Below are 16,737 nucleotides of genomic sequence, written 5' to 3' on the forward strand. Positions count from 1 at the left end.
ACCCTGCTTGCCCGAGCAACCGCAGCGGTGCCAAGGCGGCCAGTTCGCGGTGGGGGAGGGCGGCCGACCTGGAACGCCCCCCGGGGCCCGGACTCCGGCCGCTCCCGGTGATGCCGACGGGTCGCTGAGACGGCAGGGCGGCCGGTTCCCGTTGCACGGGGCCAGCCGCAGGCCGGCCCGCCAGGCAGTCAGCCGTCGCACGAGATGCCATGACCAGGGAGGCGGCCTGTGGTCCTATTCCCGCGCAAGCCGGAACTCGGCCATGAGCAGGCCGGGCGCCCGCTCAACGGTGCCGACACGGGTGAAGCCGAGACGCTCATAGAGAGCGATGGCCGGACGATTGTCCGCGCCCGTACTGACCAGCGCCTGCCCGGTGGGGGCCAGCTCGGTCAGCAGGTGATCGAGCAGCCTCAGTGCCAGACCGCGGCGAAACCATTCCGGATCGACGCATACCCGATCGATGTCGATGCCGTCTTCCCCCGCCAGGCGACGCCAGGCAACGAAGGCGGCAAGGTGACCGTCATGCGTCGTCATCCCGAGCCAACGCAACGGCTGGGCCTGCATCTCCTCCAGGCTCTCCAGGAGAGCGGGTATTGCGTCGAAACCGATCAGCGCGGACTCGACCGCATACGACCGGTGGCCGGTCAGGTGCACCGCCGTCGCCGTCGCCACATCCGTCATGTCCAGCTCGCTGACGAACACAGCCGGACCGCATTCACTGCCCCCGCGCCGCTCGAGATGAGACGCAACTCTGCTGTATGAACGCATGACATGCCTTGCCGTAGAGATCTGAAGGTCAGCGACAAGCGTGCGTCGCGGCCGGCATGCAGCACCTGAGCAAAAGGCACTCATGGGCCCACGACTCGCCCTGCGCAGCCGGGCCGTAGCCCATCACCCCGGGTCGGTGACGAGACGTAGCAACGCCGCCGAAATGCGGGACGGCTGTCGGCTTTTGCTGACAGGCCCCTGAACGTCAGAGGGACGACGCGATCAACTGCCGCTCGCCGGCGTGCGTGGCGCGACAGCCCGCAGCGAGTACATGATCGGCAGGTAGGTGTCGCTGAAGGGGAACCGGTAGAGACCGTCGGCGCCGCGAGGCAGGATGTGGCGGCCGTCGGATTCCGTCTCCGTATGCTCTGCCAGCCGTTCCACAACCAGGCCCGCCGAAGCGGCGGCAGTCACGATCTCACCGATCGAGTAGGGGAACTGCACCGTCTGCCGCGGAGCCGTCACGACGCTCGGATCTGCATAAGTGCCGGTCAGCGCATCGTGCTGAGCCTCGCCGCCGCCGTAGGGCCAGTCGGCTACGAAGGGTTCGAAGCTGAGGACGGTCTGGAAGGCCGGATGAATGTCCACCAGGACCAGCCGGCCTCCCGGCCTGAGCGCCCGCGCGGCCCCCCGCATCCACGCGTTGACATCCGAGATCCAGGACAACACGCCGTACGTGGCGACGACGACGTCGAACCCGGCTGTAAGGCTGTCGGGCAGGCGCTGGGTGTCTGCCACGACGAAGTCCGCGACCAGTCCCGCCTTTTCGGCGAGGGCCTGGGCGCGGGCGATCGCTACAGGGGAGAAGTCGACTCCGGTGACCCTCGCGCCCAGGCGGGCCCAGTTCAAGGTGTCCATGCCGAAGTGGCAGTGCAGGTGGAGCAGATCCGTGTCCGCTACGTCACCGGCCAGTTCACGCTCGATGCTGCGCAGCGTCTGCTGACCGCCGAGAAACGCCTCCACGTCGTAGGACAGATCGGTGGCTGTCGTGCCATGGGTTTCGGCCAGGGAATCCCACAGCGCCCGGTTGGCGGCAAGCGCGGCAGCGTGCTCGTCCCTGTGCACACCGGCTTCCGTAACGCCGAAGTCGTCCTCTGTAGCCATCGCGAACCTCCTGTTCCTGGCCGCACTCGCGTGCGGCACCACTCGTCGGGATTTTCCGGGACGCAGGTGCACCCCTACATGAGTAGGAGGTACTCGGTTGGAGCCCAGAAGCAGCTCGCCCAGACGTGCCAAGCCCTCGGGTACGACAGCCGGCCCCGACACGTGCGTCGCCCCCGAAGACCGTCCTTGTGACCGGCCGTGTTCCGGGTTTGAGTACTGCTTACTCAGTCGCCCCAGGACTGCGCGACGTCTCCTGGAAGAGTCACCCAGCAGCTCTCCGAGGCCGTGATCACCATGACTTGCACCGCACTTCCCACTGCCGCCAGGACGACAGAAGACGCCGTCGCCGCGACCGGAGATTCCACGCCGGCTCGGACCGCCGGCGCGTGGAGGCTGCCGCTGCAGTGCGGTCCCGCCGGTGAGCGGGCTCTCGTACCGCTCGAACAGGGACGGGCCCGGCCAGCGCGGTCCTCCGAGCAGACGCGCGACGCCTCCGCCATGCATCTCGCCCTGGTGAGCGCAGCCGGCTCCGCACTTCTGGCGGACGTTGTCGCCACGTCTTTGCTCCGCCGTGCGGCCGCGGCCCGCACGGACGCGAGCGGCCACATCGCAACCGGCGGGAACCGTGTCGCGATCAGCAGGCCGACGCGGTAGCCGGCCACCCCGGTCATCGTCCGGCCGCCCGTCCATCCGGAAGGTCACACCACCCCGGATATCCGCGCACCGAGCCAGGAGGACAGCGATGCACGAACCCCTCAAAGCAATAGCCCTCACCGCAGCCGTAGCCGGCGTGCTGCTCGCCGCTCCCATCGTCTCGATCGTCGCGGCGAGGGCGGCAGTCCCGGTCCACATGGACGACGGTGCCGCACTGCCCGATGCAGAGCACGACATCGTTGATCGGCACGACGGCACCAGCTGCCGCTATGACAACGCGGACGAATTCCCTCCCCGCGCGGCCGGCCACCCGGACGGCACCACGCAAACGGTCACTTGGGCAACGGCCGGGGGAGACACGGTCGTCATCCGCCCGGGCAACGCGACCGCTCTGCCCGACGGCTGCTGGTGGAGTCCGGACGAGGCCGCTCTGCATACGGACGGCGATCGCCCCCTGATGTCCGTCGAGGTCACCCGGACCGAGTGATCCCCCCGGCGCATGACGGCCGCGCAGAAACTCCGACCGGAGCTGAGTGCCGAGGGTTTGCGTCCACCCCCTGCGAGCGGCTCGCCAGATGACCGTCAATACCCGACAAGGATGACCGACCCATGACTCTCGTCACGCTCAACGACCTGCACACCGCCCGTCAACGCCTGGAGCCAGTGCTCTCACGTACCTCGCTGCTCAGGGCTCCATGGGCCTCCTGCGGGCATCGGTCTCTCTTTCTGAAACCAGAAAACCTGCAGATCACCGGCTCGTTCAAAATACGTGGCGCATACAATCGACTGTCGCGGATGTCCGAGGCGCAAAAGGCCCGCGGCGTCATTGCACGATCGAGCGGGAACCACGGCAAAGCACTTGCCTACGCGGCCCGGCAGGACGGCGTGAAAGCAACGATCGTCATGCCCTCCACGGCCGCCAAGGTGAAAATCGACGGGGTCCTGGAGTACGGGGCCGATGTGCGCTTCGCTCCCCCCGAGGAGTGCCCGGCCCTCACTGAGCAGTTGGCCGCGGAACACGGCTATGTGATCGTGCCGCCCTTCGACGACCTGGACATCATCGCGGGCCAGGGAACGGTCGGCCTCGACATATCCGATGAAGCAGTTCCTGCGGGACTCGACATCGGCACGGTGCTGGTTCCTGTCAGCGGAGGCGGACTGATCTCAGGTGTCGCCGCTGCACTGAAGCTCACACGTCCCGGAATCCGGGTGGTGGGCGTCGAGCCGGAGCTGGCGGCGGACGCCGGAGAAAGCCTGCGCGCCGGACAGCGCGTGACCTGGCCGACCGAGCGTGTCAGCCGGACCATGGCCGATGGATTGCGCATGACGACCGTGGGGGAGCACACTTTCGAACACATGCGCGTTTTCGTCGACGACATCATCACCGTCACCGAAGAGGAGATCTCCTCGAGCGTGGCCCTTCTGGCACGGCGCGCGGGCATGATCGTCGAGCCGTCCGGGGCAGTCACCACGGCGGCGTACCTATACCACGAGCGCGACCTCCCCGCTGCCGGGGGGCACGCGGCGGTGATCAGCGGAGGGAACGTCGATCCCGACCTGTTCGAACTGCTACGCAAAGAAGCCCCGTTGCCCTTCCAGACCTGCCGCGGGTGAAGCAAGGACGAAGCAGAGCACATGTTCCACGCGATGAGGCGGACGGGCCGTTAGAACTGCGCCCCTCCCACGCGCGTGGGAAAAATAAGAAGGGCCGCCATCGTAGCGACGGCAGCCATCGCCGCCGTGGCTGTGCCCTCGCTGGCACATGCCGCCCCCGGGGACGGCCCGTCGGATGGACACCGGATGTCCACCGCGGCGAGCCGGAACATGGACCCGGGAGGCGGCGGAGGGTGACTGAGCGCTGACGAGGGGCAGGAGTTGGGAAGCGCCGGGGCGAGCGCGGCGCGGTCGAGGACATGACCGGCCGACGTCGTTCATCGTCCGTGAGGTTGGTTAGGCGCAGAATGACGCCGACCGGGTCAAGCGGGTAGTACACCTGCTCGCCGCGGACACCGACTTCCGGTCCGACAACTACCTGGTGTGCACCCGGTCGGCATGCCGATCCTGTGGTCTCTTGCCGAACCCCCAACCCGACGAGCGCGAGTTCTGTGCTGCTGCCGCAGAAGATCCCTCGGCAGCGGCACACCAGGCAAAACTCCGCTGCCGGTGGAAAAGCGATGTCGAGGCCTACGACGGCGAATCCCCTGCCTCTCGATCACCATGCCGCTCATGCAGTCCGGTAACATTGTCCGACCGGTCGCCCCTTGTGAGGGAGCACTTGAATGCAGGGCTGGGCAGACAGATGGCCGCTCATCGGGCGGCAGTCATTCATGGATTCCTTCGCCCGGGACCTGTCCGACGGACACACCCGCGGCTGGATGATCTGCGGGCCGGCGGGAGTGGGGAAGACCCGCCTGGCTGACGAGTTCCTGGAAATGGCAACCGCCCAGAGCGGACACCGCACAGCCCGGGCCGTAGCCGGCAAGGCTGCCGCGCAGGTACCCCTCAGCGCGATCGCCCACCTGCTGCCCCCCGATGCCGATCTCACAGACCCGGTCAGCGGCTTCAGAGCCGTCGCCCGGACCATGGCCGCAGAGCCGGGCAAGCCCACCGTGGTCTTCGTCGACGACATGCACCACCTGGACAGCTCATCAGCCGTCCTGCTCAACCAGCTCCTGGACTCCCAGGCCATCGTCCTGGTCGGCACCGCCCGCACCGGTGAACCAGTCAATGACGCTGTCGAGACCCTGCTTCGACGCGGGGACCGCGTCCGCCGCATCGACTTGTCCCACATGGACCGCACCCAGGTCGAGACACTCGTCCAGCGCGTCCTCGGCGGCCTCGTCAGTCGCCGCACCCTGCACGCGCTGTACACCGCAAGCGGTGGAAACGTCCTTTTCCTGAAGGAACTCGTCCTGGGAGCCGTCGAAGCAGGCACCCTCAGCCTCAACGGCGAAGTCTGGGAGACCCCCGATCACTGGCTCGCCGTCACCCCTCACCTCAACGACCTGATCACCGCCAAGATTGCGGCGGCACCGCCCGCGGCGCTCCCGCTCCTGCAAGCCCTTGCCCTCTGCGGCTCCCTGTCCGTGACCGACGCCGCATCTCTCATCGACCGCGCTCACCTGGCCGAAGTCGAGAGCTCAGGCATCATCCGGGTCACCGCAAACGGACGAAGAATCACCGTCGCGCTGTCCCACCCCCTGTACAGCGAGGTGATAGCCGCTGGTATCTCACCCCTTCAGCGCTACGACCTCGGTCTGTGTCTGGCCGAGCGTCTCGAGACCCACGGACTCAGACGCCGCGACGACGCCCTGCAGGTGGCCTCCTGGCGACTGGCGGCCATCGGCACCGCCGACCCCGCCCTCCTGGCCCAGGCCGCCACCATCGCGATGAACGCCAACGACAGCGAACAGGTCATCCAGCTGCTCACCGCGATCAAACCGGACCAGCACACCCTGGAGACCCGGATCCTGCTGGGCAGAGTGCTGACGTACACCGGTCGCCTGGAACGCGCCGAAGCGATCCTCGCCGACGCAGACGCCCACGCCCGCGACGATCAGGAGAAAATCACCGCAGTAACCGCCCGGAGCATGAACCTGTTCTGGTCGAGCCCGCGACTCGACCAAGCACTCTCCGTGTGCGCCGAGGCCCGCACAGTGCTACGAAGCCGAATGGCGAAGCAACAACTGCATTTCATGGAAGGAGCCATGCAGGCTGTCTCCGGGCTGCCCGAGGCTGGGCTCCAACTGCTCGACAGCCTCCCCGGAGCCCCGCATCAGGAGAGCCCCGACATCTGGCTGCTGGCGGCGACCAGTAAATCCCTGGGCCTGGCCGCAGTCGGCCGCGTGGCACAGGCCAGGGCACTGGCCGAGCACGCGCACACCATGCACCAGGCAATCGGCGGAGGAACCCTTCTACCCCATCCCGCGATCCAACTGGCGCCGCTCGCACTGGCGCTCTCGGAGGCCGGTCTGATCAGTGAGGCCCGCGAGACCTGCCTGAGCGCTTTCGACACGCTTCATGATTCGCCCTCCCCCCTCGGCCGCCAGTGGCTCGCCTACTTCATCGCGCGAACGGAGTGGCTGGCCGGGCGCCCCTCCAGTGCCCGCCGCTGGTATGCGGAAGCCGCCGCCATCGCGCGTACGCACCAGCACACCAGGACCACCAGGCTCTACGTATCGGGATTGATCGCCTGCGCGGCACTGGCCGGCGACATCGACACGGCCGAGTCCCTGCTCCCGCAACTCGAACAACACGCACCGAGCGGGTTCATGGCCGGCGAGGAGACTCTCGGCACTGCCTGGCTGCACGCCGCCCAGGGCAAGCTCAGCCGCGCCCGCGACGTCCTGAGCACCGCGGCCGACGACGCTCGTCGCACCGGCCACCTCCTGTCCGAGGTCCTTCTGCTCACCGATATCGCACGCCTCGGTGACGCCCCGAGCGTCCAGCACCGCCTCACCGAACTCGCGACCCAGTGCGACGGAGCCCTCACCCACACCCGCGCACGGTTTGCCACCGCCCTCGCCGACAACGACCCAGGCCGCCTCATGGAGTGCTCACACGCTTTCCAGCAGATGGGCTCGCCCATCCTCGCCGCTGAAGCATCAGCCGCATCAGCCGGCGCTTGGACCCACCAGGGTGACCCCCGCAAAGCCACCGCCGGCGCCACTCGGGCCGCAGCCCTCGCGGCCCAGTGCGAAGACGCCCGGACCCCGCTCCTGTCCACGCTCGGCGCCCCCTCCGTCCGCCTGACCAAACGCGAACAAGAGATCGCCCTGATGGCCGCCGCCGGGAATTCCAGCAAAACGATTTCCGAACACCTCACACTTTCCGTCCGAACTATCGACAACCACCTCCAGCACATTTATCTCAAACTCGGCGTACGCACCCGGGCCGACCTCGCCAAAGCCCTTGAATACGAAGCGGACCGCCAGTAGAACTCGCCTGGAGTTGACCCGACTATTCCGCCCGGAACGACGGCCTCATGGCCGGACCCGCGACTGCTTTGGAACTGAGACTGCCGAGAATCTGCACCGCAAGTCCGTCCAGCAGTGGGGCGACACCTGATGTCGCGACCGGCACCCAGCAGCTCCCCGATCAGCGATGAGTCAACACTTGGCGCCGTGTTCATGCATGCCGTTCATGCGCACCTTCTGTACGGGACAAAGGCGAGACCTCTCCGGGCGGCTGACAGAGCGGCTTGGCCGAGTCCGCCGCGTCGGCAGTGGGCGATGGCGAGATTGACCAATGTGGCGGCCGGGTCGGCGCAGGAGGCGTGCTTCGAGGGTGAGGGCTCGGGTGTAGCCGTCAATGGCGGCGGTGTGATTGCCTCGCGGGTGCTCGAAGGGCGGCGAGGTTGTGGTAAACCCTCACCGAATGCGGTCACACCCCGAGCGGGGGAGACCCCGAACTCAAATCTTCCATAGTTTCGAAAGCAAGGAAGCACCCCAAAGGACGTTGTCTTGATCGCCTAGCTGACAAGGCACTGTGAGTTCGGTCACGTCCGTGGGAGTGGTGTATTGACGGCCACTCGGTGATCTCGTTTTGAGGCTATGCGGTGAGTTCGGTGGGCAGGCAGGGCGGTCTCGTTGTTTTCTGACTCGATCGGGTGGAGGCGGGCTTTGGCGAGGAGTTCGATGCCCATGTAGCGGCGGGCTTCGGTCCATTCGTCGTTCTGTTCGGCCAGGACCGCGCCGACCAGGCGGATGAGTGCGGTGCGGTCGGGGAAGATGCCGACCACGTCGGTGCGGCGGCGGATCTCCTTGTTCAGGCGTTCTTGCGGGTTGTTGGACCAGATCTGCCGCCAGATCTCGCGCGGGAACGCGGTGAACGCCAGCAGTTCGTGCTGGGCGTTGTCCAAGTGGGCTGCGGCCTTGGGGAACTTGGCTTCCAGTGCGTCCAGGACGTGCCGCATCTGGGCCTGGACAGCGTTGCTGTCGGGCTGTTCGAAGACGGTCCGCAGCAGCGTGGCCACCCACGGTTGGGCTGATTTCGGAACCTGGCTCAGCAGATTTCGGGCGTAGTGAGTTCGACAGCGTTGCCACGATGAACCGGGCAGGACCGCACCGATCGCGTTCACCAGGCCGGTGTGCGCGTCGGAGACGACCAGCTGAACCCCGGACAGGCCGCGGGCGGTCAGCGAGCGCAGGAAGGCTAGCCAGCCGGCGCCGTCCTCGCAGGTGGCGACGTCGATACCGAGGATCTCGCGGTGCCCGTCGGCGTTCACGCCGACCGCGACCAGCGCGTGGACGTTGATGATCCGGCCGCCCTCGCGGACCTTCTGGGTCAGTGCGTCGACCCAGACGAACGCGTAAGGCCCTTGGTCCAGGGGTCGGTTGCGAAACGCGGTGACCTGCTCGTCCAGGTGTTTCGCCATCGCGCTGACCTGGGACTTCGACAGATGGGTGACATCGAGGGACTCGGCGAGTTTCTCGACCCGGCGGGTGGAGACGCCCAGCAGATAGGCGGTGGCGACCACCGAGATCAGGGCCTGCTCGGCCCGGCGGCGGCGTTCGAGGAGCCAGTGCGGGAAGTAACTGTCCTGGCGCAGCTTGGGGATGGCCAGTTCGACGGTGCCCGCGCGGGTGTCCCACTCTCGTGGGCGGTAGCCGTTGCGGTGGTTGACGCGTTCGTCGCTGACCTGGCCGTATTCGGCGTTGCAGAGGGCGTCGGCTTCGGCGGACATGAGTGCGTCGGCGAACGTCTTGACCATCGCGTGCAACAGGTCGGGACTCGCCGCGGCGAGGTTGTCCTCGGCGAGGGCGTGCAGGGGCAGACTGTCTGGTGCGGTCATCGTGCTGATCTCCTTCGAGGCTTCGACACTTCGAAGATCAGCCGGTGGCCGTTCAACTATGCGGGCACCATCCCGATGCCGGAGCAAACCCCCGGATCAGGTCGAACCCGTACACCATCTCCATGGACGCAACCGTGAGTTCCCGGCTTCTGCGCGAAGTTCGAAGGTTTGTGACCAGGAGACTCGGCGTTAGAGCTGGACGCTCTCGCAAGTCAGCAATGTGCTGTCTGAGCAGCAGTAACTACGCACCGAATGCTTCTGGCCCGAGGTGTGGAGTGTCATGACCTGCGATTTCGGGACAGAGCTGGAATGTCGTGGGTACCTCGGGAATCCCCATGGTCCTCTTGCCATTTGTGCAGGTCGAAGCGTTGCGTGGCGTTGAAGATCAGGTGGGTGGGGCCCTACCGGAAGCTCCTGCGGATCGTGGTGATGGTCTTGCCTGTTTTCCAGGGGTCGCCGGGGACAGGATTGCGGTCTGGCTGAACTCGCGACAGATGTACGGGTGTTCGCTGCGCACGGTTTGGCGTTCGCCCAGGCTTCCCTGCAGTAGGTGGTGTTGTAGATCGCGTAGAACTGCTCAATCCATTCTTGGGAGACGAGAAGGGTGTCGGCGGTGCAGGTCGGGCGGGTGTAGGACAGGTACTGCACTTGGAGTTGCCCGGCGGCGTCGTACCTGCATGGGGTGTCGGGGTCTCGTCGCAGATCGCTGTTTCTGAGGAGGAGGTCGCCGGGCAGGCACACGGAGACGGCAGCGTCCAGGGAGCAGTCGGCGCCGCTGGCGTGCCCGAGGGCGGCGGCCGACTGGATTGGGTCGATCTCCTCGTGGTCGCTGCCTTCAGCGTGCTCATCGTCCTGTTCGGGCTCAGCGTCGTCGCTGGAGGATTGAGCCTGGGGGTGCCGAGCGTTGACGTGCGCAGGTGTCGGAGCCCGAGTCGGTCCAAGGCCCGGGAGCGGTAGGGAAGTCGGCGAGCTGCAGGCTGTGGCGTTGGGGGCCGTCGGGCATCCAACGGGTCAGCAACTCGGCGACGGCCTTGAGCCCGCCGGGCCATCCGGCGAGCCCTGTGGCGAACGCCTTCGTGGGGCTGACGGGTTGGGGCGCATCCGGCAGGGCGAGGGGGCCTGGAATGTGTTCACGGTGTACGGCGAGCAGCGCGGCCCACGATCTAATGCGATCCGGGGCGCCCGCAGCCGGTGGATCGGGAAGCCGGCCGCCGTCAGGAGGTGGAGGATCGCGGTGATGGGGGAGCAGGCTTCAAGCGGATGCCAGCGGAATCCAACTCCCTTTCGAGAGCCAGCTCGTGTCGGTACGTTCCGTGGTGCCGTGTTGGGTGTTTGGACCCTGGGAGATGGCCGACGCCCGTGCAACAGGGCGCAGCGACGAAGCCGTGCTGCGGGAGGCCGGTGCGGAGATCGTGCTGTCGGACCTAAGCTTGTTCTTTAACTACCGTCGGTAGCTGCTTCGACTAGCTTCACGAGGGGCGCCAGGATCTGTGGCAGTTCGTTCTCGGAGGTGAGCACCGGTTGGTCCTGCCAGGTGTGCTCGGTTCCGGAGTCGATGAAGAGCAGTGAAGTGGCACCCGATTCCCAGAGGAACACCATCCCTGTGCGCTCGTCTGATTCCAATGTGAGGCTCACTGCCGTGGCCTTCGGCCGCCCTCGGGATGGGGTTCTTGGGACGGGCCGCTTCACCGCAGAGCTGATCCCACGAGAGCGAAGCTCGTGTTCATGTGCGGCATGCCAGTCCTTGAGCCACTGAGCGATCTCTGACATTGCGCCCCCATGTGGGCCTCGAACGGCCGTCGAACTTGATCGTAAGCCCGACAATCACCGGACGCAGGAACGGCCTTCGTCTGATCATGTGCTCCGACCAAGGTGCACGTGACCAAGACGAAGGCCGTGAGGGTGAGTCTGCTGCCTGGCGCTGTCCGGAGGGAAGCGTTCGCGCAAGCGTCAGCCTTCCGAGGTGAGTTCTATGAGTGTCTGACCGCACGGCGCGACGAGTTGTTCGAGCTGGTGGACGCGGTGCTGTGTGCGGACGGTGCGGTGAAGTCCCCGGTCGACCTGACGCTGCTGCCCGAACATCGACGTGGGCACGGAGCGATGTACGGCGGCCTGAACCACGGCCGGATCGATGTTGGTCGGTTGCGGACGGTGCTGGCCGGACTGTCGCTGCCTCGGTTCGACGGCGGGCGACTGGTCCTCGCGGTAGATGTGTCGCCGTGGCTTCGCTCGGACGCGCCGTGCTCAGCGGACCGGCTGTTCTGCCACGTCTACGGCCGGGCGAAGACGGCATCGCAGTTCATCCCGGGCTGGCCGTACTCCTTTGTCGCCGTGCTGGAGCCGGGTGCCACCTCCTGGACCGCGATCCTGGACGCGGTCCGGCTGGGACCTGCAGACGACGCGACCGCAGTCACCGCCGCCCAGCTCCGAGGAGTCGTTGAACGGCTCGTCGCGGCCGGCCAGTGGCAGAGCGGGGACCCGCATATCGTGATCGTCAGCGACGCCGGCTATGACGTCACCCGCCTGGCCTGGGTCCTGCGCGACCTGCCCGTCGAGCTGGTTGGCCGCGTCCGCTCCGACCGGGTCATGCGCCTGCCCAAGCCGCCTCGCGTCCACGACTCGAAGGGCGGACGGCCGCCCAAGCACGGCCCGGAATTCCGCTTCGCCAAGCCGGAGACCTGGCCCGAGCCCGCGATCACCACGGCCACCGCAACCACCAACTACGGCAAGGCCGAGACTCAGGCATGGGACCGGGTCCACCCAAGGCTACCCACCGCTCCTCATGGCTCGACCGCGACGGTGAACTTCCCCTGGTCGAGGGCATGTTGATCCGGTTGAAGGTCGAGCATCTGTCGAAGGACCGTGATGCCCCGCCGGTGTGGTTGTGGTCCTCCAAGACCGGCGCCACTCCGGACGACGTGGACCGATTCTGGCAGGCATTTCTCCGCCGCTTCGACCTGGAGCACACCTTCCGCTTCGCGAAGCAGACCCTGGGCTGGACCACTCCGAAGCTCCGTACTCCCCAGGCGGCGGACCGCTGGACCTGGATCCTGATCGTCGCTCACACCCAGCTCCGGCTCGCCCGGCCTCTCGCGGAGGACCTCCGCCGACCCTGGGAGAAACCCACCACCTCCGACCGGCTCACCCCGGCCCGGGTTCGCCGGGGGTTCAGGAACATCCGCGCTCACCTCGCCTGCCCGACCCGTGTTCCCAAACCCAGAGGCACCGGCCCTGGACGGCCCCCCGGCGCCAAGAACAAACACCGGGCACCCCGCTACGACGTCGGCAAAACCGTCAAACGCCCCGAGACTCTCAAGGCCATCGGCAAGCCTGGCAGGTCCTGGTAGATAAAGAACAAGCTAAGTAGGTGTTTTTGATCCGTCGGCTGGTCATCCCGTGAGCGCGGCGAAGTCACCCACGGGATGTGTTCACCTGGTGAACCGGGAGGCTGGATGCCGTTGCGTGGTCATGGTGCCGGGGTCAGACGCCAGAGGGACGTGGTCTCGGCCCTTCGCGCTGTGTGGAGTGGGTCGGCAGCGTCCTTGGAGCGTGGGTGACGGGGCTTGGTATCGACCTTGTCCGCAACGCGAAGTTGTGCTGCCTGGATAGCGTCGAGCAGCTGCTGACGTGTCCGGAGGCCCAGGTGCTCTGCCAGGTCGGACAAGATGAGCCAGCCCTCCCCGCCTGGTCGGAGGTTGGCGGGCAGTCCGGCGAGGAAGCTGTGGAGCATGGTGCTGTCCGGGTCGTAGACGCCTTGTTCGATGGGGCCGGTCGGACGGGCGGGGAGCCAGGGCGGGTTGCAGACGATGAGGTCGGCGCGGCCTTCGGGGAACAGGCCGGGGCCCGACACCTGGATACGGTCGGTCAACGTTAGCCGGTGGACGTTCTCCTTGGCGCAGGCCAGGGCACGTGGGCTGATGTCGGTGGCCACGACGTGCTTGATTCCGCGGTGGGCCAGGACCGCAGCGAGGACGCCCGTTCCCGTGCCGAGGTCGAATGCCGTACTGCTGGCGGGACTGTGCCGGGTCGCCGGCGGCAGTGGCGTGTGGGCGACCAGGTCAACGTACTCACCTCTGACGGGTGCGAACACGCCGTAGTGGGGGTGGATGCGAGTCCCGAGCGCTGGCACGTCGATCCCTTTCAGGCGCCACTGGTGAGCGCCGATCACTCCCAACAGTTCCCGCAGAGAGACCGCCATGGGCCCCTTTGAGGGGCCATAAGCTTCCAGACACGCCTGGCGGACGTCGGGCGCCCGGCGCAACGTCAAGGTGTAGTCGTCGTCCAACAGCACCAGGAGCTTTCCGAGGACACGGGCGCGGTGACTGCTACTGCGTCGGTGCAGGTGGAAGTTCTCGCTCGGGGACGTGCTGGACCTGGGCGGCTTGCGGTCGATGCGGCGGCCCATCGCCTGCAGGAGTTGCCGGGCGTTGTGGAAGTCGCCTCGCCAGAGCAGGGCCGTTCCTTCGCACGCCTGTCGGTAGGCGTCGTTGGCCTTCAGCCGGTCGTCGGCGACGACGGTTCGCTGGGGAAGAGTGGCGGCGTTCTCGGAATGCCAGCGGGCGGACTGGTTTGTGTGGTTTTCGGTCCAGTGGATGGTGGACACCACGTACTCCTCGTGGTCGAACGTGCAGGGGCACGAAGAGCACTTCGACGAGGAGCGGGCTGAACACACGCCTGTTTATGGGACAGGCGTGTGCGTTGAGGCAGGTGGCCGTTACCGCTCTCGCATCGAAGCGCGAGAGCGGACGTCCCAGACAACCATGCCGAGCATCAGGGTCAGCCCTTTCGGAGGAGTGGCAGAAGGCTCGCACAGGTGCTGTTCGGCTGCCAAAAGCACCAGGCAGGCCAGGTCAACGGTCTGGCTTCTTCGTCCACTTGCTGGTTCGCGGGTTCTTGCGGGTGAGGCGCCAGGTCATCGTGGTGATGAGTGCCCAGTTCAGGTGGGCTTCGGAGTGCTGCGGGAGACGTTCGTAGTTGCGGGCGTTGCGGCGGGCGTTCATGCACCAGCCGATCGTGCGCTCGACTTTCCAGCGGCGGGGCAGGACGACGAAGCCCTTGGTGCCCTTGGGCCGGGAGACGATGCGCAGGGTGAGTCAGAGGCGTTCGCGGGCCCAGTCCACGAGTTCGTCGGCGTAGCCGCGGTCGGCCCAGACCTGGGTGATCTGTGGCTGGGTGAGGTGCAGGCGCCAGAAGACGTCGCGGGCGGCGTCGCGGTCCTGGATGTCGGCGGGCGTCACCGTGATCATCACGGGCAGGCCGAGCGTGTCGACGGTGATATGTCGCTTGCGGCCGTTGATTTTCTTGGCGGCGTCGTAGCCGCGGCTGTCCTTGCCGACGGTGGAGGCGCCCTTGACCGACTGGGAGTCGACGATCAGTGTCACCGGGTGGGGGCAGCGGCCCTTGCCGGTACGGATCCTCCGGCGGAGCTGGTCACGGATGTAGGTGACGACTCCGGCCCGGTTCCACCTCCAGGAAAACCCGTAAACCGTCTCCCACGGGGGGGAAAAATCCGCAGGCAGAGCCCGCCACTTCGGGCCGTTGTCGACGATGTAGCGGATGCCGTCGACGATCTCCCGCCGGGGCCACTTTTCCGGGTGTCCGCCGGTCTTGGTCTGGCAGGCCGGGACAGGCAGCAGGGGTTCCAGCAGAGCCCATTCGGCGACGGAGGTGTCAGAGGGGTAGCGGCGGCGACGGGAGGCAGCGGGCATGGCGGGCTCGGCAGAGGTGATCGGCGGCGAGGGCTATTTGGAGAGTTGGGCGAGGGTGGCGCGGACACCGGTGAGCTGGGCGGTGGCGAACTGGGCCCATTCGTCGTCGGGTTAGCGGGCCAGGTGCGGATCGAGCGTGCCCGTGATCACCCGGGTGAGTCGGCCGAGGATCTGGCGGAACTGGCGCTTGTCGTACTCGATCCAGTCGGCAGGGTCGTCGGAGAACATGTAGCCGTCCGGGCGGGTCCAGGTGATCGGGGTCAGGTTCTCCGCGGCGACGACGTCGCGGACGTGCCGGATGCCGCGGCCGACCTGCGAGCGGGTCAGGCGAGTGGCGGCCATGAGCTGGTAGGTGTGCAGGCCGGCGGGGCGTGCTTCCATCAGGGCGACGCGGACCAGGTCGCCGTAGTGCTCGGCCAGCTGCCGGGCCTCCCGGCGCCGGGACACGGCTACTCCTCGCCTTTGAGGAGCTGCACGAGCTGCTCGTCCAGGGTGAACTCGCCGTTGTCGAGGGCTCCTTCGAGCCAGTCCGCCGCCGCACGAACCCGGCCGATCTGCCGCCGGACGGTCTCGCGCTCGTCCTCGGTGAACTCTTGTCCACGCAGCTGCGGGACCAGCCTGCCCAGCGTGGCAACGAAGCCGTGACAGGAGCCGACCAGGTCGAGGTATTCGATGGTGTGCTCGATCGCGCGGACGGCCGGGGTGCGCTCCCGGATCCGCTCGCGCGTTTCGTTGGAGTTGTCGAACTGCGCGCGCGGTTGACGAGCATCCGGGTGGTGTCGTCGCGCATCGCCGTCCGGGCGACAGCCGGACGGCGCAACAGGCTGGTGGTGACCTCCTTTGAGACCGTGTCGTCCCTGGACAGTTCCGTGAAAACCCGCACCCGCTCGGCCGGGGTGACGTGCTCGGTCACCGCCGGCCGCTTCAGCAGGTCGGTGGCGACCTGGGCGGCGACCTCGTCATCCCGGGTCAGGTCGGCCACGGCCTGGACCTTCTTATCCACCGTCACCGGGCGGTCGACCCGCTGGCCGACGACCCGCTTCGCGCCATCAGGCGTCCACTGCCGAGCTCCCGTACGCGGGTTGAACGGCGCGTCCTCGATCGCCGCCCATCGCTCGTCCTCGTCGACCACCGAGGCCAGGATGCGGTGGACTGTGAACGACACCCCCTCCTTGCGACGTTCCTGCGGCCACCGGTTGGCGGTGTAACGCCAGTCCTCCACAGTGCGCCGCTCGACACCGATGTCGTCCGCGAACATCTGCAACGACTCCGTCACCGTGAACAAGTCATCCGTGCCGTTCGGCATCGACCCGCCCACCGACCTCATCGGCTCGATCTCCAGCGCCATGTCGCCCAGGGCGAACTGCGCGCGGGTGACCTGCGCGATCAGGTCCTTCGCCTGGGTGACGAGCTGTTCGTAACGCTGCCGGGTGACGTTCCCGATCCGGTCGGTCACGTCGGTCATGACGACCACCGCCCTCACCCGGGCCCGGCTCGGCCACCGCAACGTGACCGGTCAATGGGGCGCCGGCCCCGGTCACCGTCCACCGTGACGCGGGCGCGACACACCGGGACAGAGCGTGAACCGGGGGCGCTCGAAGCGCTCGGTGGTCCGCGTCAACTACCCTGACAAACAAGGGGTGTTCGAGGTGCCCGCGAGGCGTTCGGCTATGGCGTTTCCGTAACGCCGTTCCGTGACGCCCGCCGCTG

Annotated in this window: 10 protein-coding genes and 3 pseudogenes; 5 read left to right on the plus strand and 8 right to left on the minus strand. The window is 67.1% G+C overall.

Features of this window, described 5'->3' with window-relative positions; translation table 11 throughout:
* Positions 1–234: 234 nt before the first annotated feature.
* On the minus strand, positions 235–702 hold the full coding sequence (locus ACZ48Z_RS28870) for a GNAT family N-acetyltransferase (RefSeq protein WP_468738797.1): 468 nt from the start codon (positions 700–702) through the stop codon (positions 235–237).
* A gap of 288 nt (positions 703–990) precedes the next feature.
* Positions 991–1,872: a class I SAM-dependent methyltransferase gene (locus tag ACZ48Z_RS28875; protein ID WP_468738798.1), complete on the minus strand. Its 882-nt coding sequence runs from the start codon at positions 1,870–1,872 to the stop codon at positions 991–993.
* A gap of 742 nt (positions 1,873–2,614) precedes the next feature.
* Here ACZ48Z_RS28875 and ACZ48Z_RS28880 point away from each other — a divergent pair.
* From ACZ48Z_RS28880 to ACZ48Z_RS28890, 3 genes are all read left to right on the plus strand, one after another.
* Positions 2,615–3,013, plus strand: a complete 399-nt coding sequence (locus ACZ48Z_RS28880; protein ID WP_468738799.1) for a hypothetical protein — start codon at positions 2,615–2,617, stop codon at positions 3,011–3,013.
* 122 nt (positions 3,014–3,135) lie between these two features.
* Positions 3,136–4,140: a threonine ammonia-lyase gene (locus tag ACZ48Z_RS28885; protein ID WP_468738800.1), complete on the plus strand. Its 1,005-nt coding sequence runs from the start codon at positions 3,136–3,138 to the stop codon at positions 4,138–4,140.
* A 713-nt stretch (positions 4,141–4,853) separates the two neighbouring features.
* Positions 4,854–7,463 (plus strand): LuxR C-terminal-related transcriptional regulator, encoded by a 2,610-nt coding sequence (locus tag ACZ48Z_RS28890; RefSeq protein ID WP_468738801.1) that lies wholly within the window; start codon positions 4,854–4,856, stop codon positions 7,461–7,463.
* A gap of 560 nt (positions 7,464–8,023) precedes the next feature.
* Here the strand turns inward: ACZ48Z_RS28890 and ACZ48Z_RS28895 are convergent.
* A complete protein-coding gene (locus ACZ48Z_RS28895) occupies positions 8,024–9,319 on the minus strand; it encodes an IS256 family transposase (RefSeq protein ID WP_468738802.1) in 1,296 nt (431 codons plus the stop codon).
* 1,902 nt (positions 9,320–11,221) lie between these two features.
* Between ACZ48Z_RS28895 and ACZ48Z_RS28900 the strand changes: the two are divergent.
* Positions 11,222–12,666: pseudogene (locus tag ACZ48Z_RS28900) on the plus strand (NF041680 family putative transposase).
* A 119-nt stretch (positions 12,667–12,785) separates the two neighbouring features.
* Here the strand turns inward: ACZ48Z_RS28900 and ACZ48Z_RS28905 are convergent.
* The 5 genes and pseudogenes from ACZ48Z_RS28905 to ACZ48Z_RS28925 all read right to left on the minus strand — a co-directional run.
* Complete coding sequence (locus ACZ48Z_RS28905) at positions 12,786–13,922, minus strand: methyltransferase (RefSeq protein ID WP_468738803.1); 1,137 nt, start codon at positions 13,920–13,922, stop codon at positions 12,786–12,788.
* A 247-nt stretch (positions 13,923–14,169) separates the two neighbouring features.
* Positions 14,170–15,027 (minus strand): annotated as a pseudogene (locus ACZ48Z_RS28910) (IS5 family transposase).
* A 111-nt stretch (positions 15,028–15,138) separates the two neighbouring features.
* On the minus strand, positions 15,139–15,474 hold the full coding sequence (locus ACZ48Z_RS28915; protein WP_468738841.1) for a hypothetical protein: 336 nt from the start codon (positions 15,472–15,474) through the stop codon (positions 15,139–15,141).
* Between the two features lie 2 nt (positions 15,475–15,476).
* The gene (locus ACZ48Z_RS28920; protein WP_468738838.1) at positions 15,477–15,743 is read right to left on the minus strand and encodes a DUF6192 family protein; all 267 of its coding nucleotides are present in this window, start codon (positions 15,741–15,743) and stop codon (positions 15,477–15,479) included.
* 68 nt (positions 15,744–15,811) lie between these two features.
* Positions 15,812–16,354 (minus strand): annotated as a pseudogene (locus tag ACZ48Z_RS28925) (DUF6192 family protein); the annotation flags it as partial.
* Between ACZ48Z_RS28925 and ACZ48Z_RS28930 the strand changes: the two are divergent.
* Positions 16,269–16,448 (plus strand): hypothetical protein, encoded by a 180-nt coding sequence (locus ACZ48Z_RS28930; RefSeq protein ID WP_468738842.1) that lies wholly within the window; start codon positions 16,269–16,271, stop codon positions 16,446–16,448. The pseudogene ACZ48Z_RS28925 and the gene ACZ48Z_RS28930 overlap by 86 nt on opposite strands.
* Positions 16,449–16,737 lie beyond the last annotated feature (289 nt).

This window comes from Streptomyces sp. NPDC031225, from assembly GCF_055570355.1.

What these genes read in the sequence shown, in the direction of transcription:
- ACZ48Z_RS28930 (WP_468738842.1), top strand. Translation starts at nt 16,269, where the DNA reads ATGTCGTCCGCGAACATCTGCAACGACTCCGTCACCGTGAACAAGTCA.
- ACZ48Z_RS28885 (WP_468738800.1), top strand. Translation starts at nt 3,136, where the DNA reads ATGACTCTCGTCACGCTCAACGACCTGCACACCGCCCGTCAACGCCTG.
- ACZ48Z_RS28880 (WP_468738799.1), top strand. Translation starts at nt 2,615, where the DNA reads ATGCACGAACCCCTCAAAGCAATAGCCCTCACCGCAGCCGTAGCCGGC.
- ACZ48Z_RS28890 (WP_468738801.1), top strand. Translation starts at nt 4,854, where the DNA reads ATGGATTCCTTCGCCCGGGACCTGTCCGACGGACACACCCGCGGCTGG.
- ACZ48Z_RS28895 (WP_468738802.1), bottom strand. Translation starts at nt 9,319, where the DNA reads ATGACCGCACCAGACAGTCTGCCCCTGCACGCCCTCGCCGAGGACAAC.
- ACZ48Z_RS28875 (WP_468738798.1), bottom strand. Translation starts at nt 1,872, where the DNA reads ATGGCTACAGAGGACGACTTCGGCGTTACGGAAGCCGGTGTGCACAGG.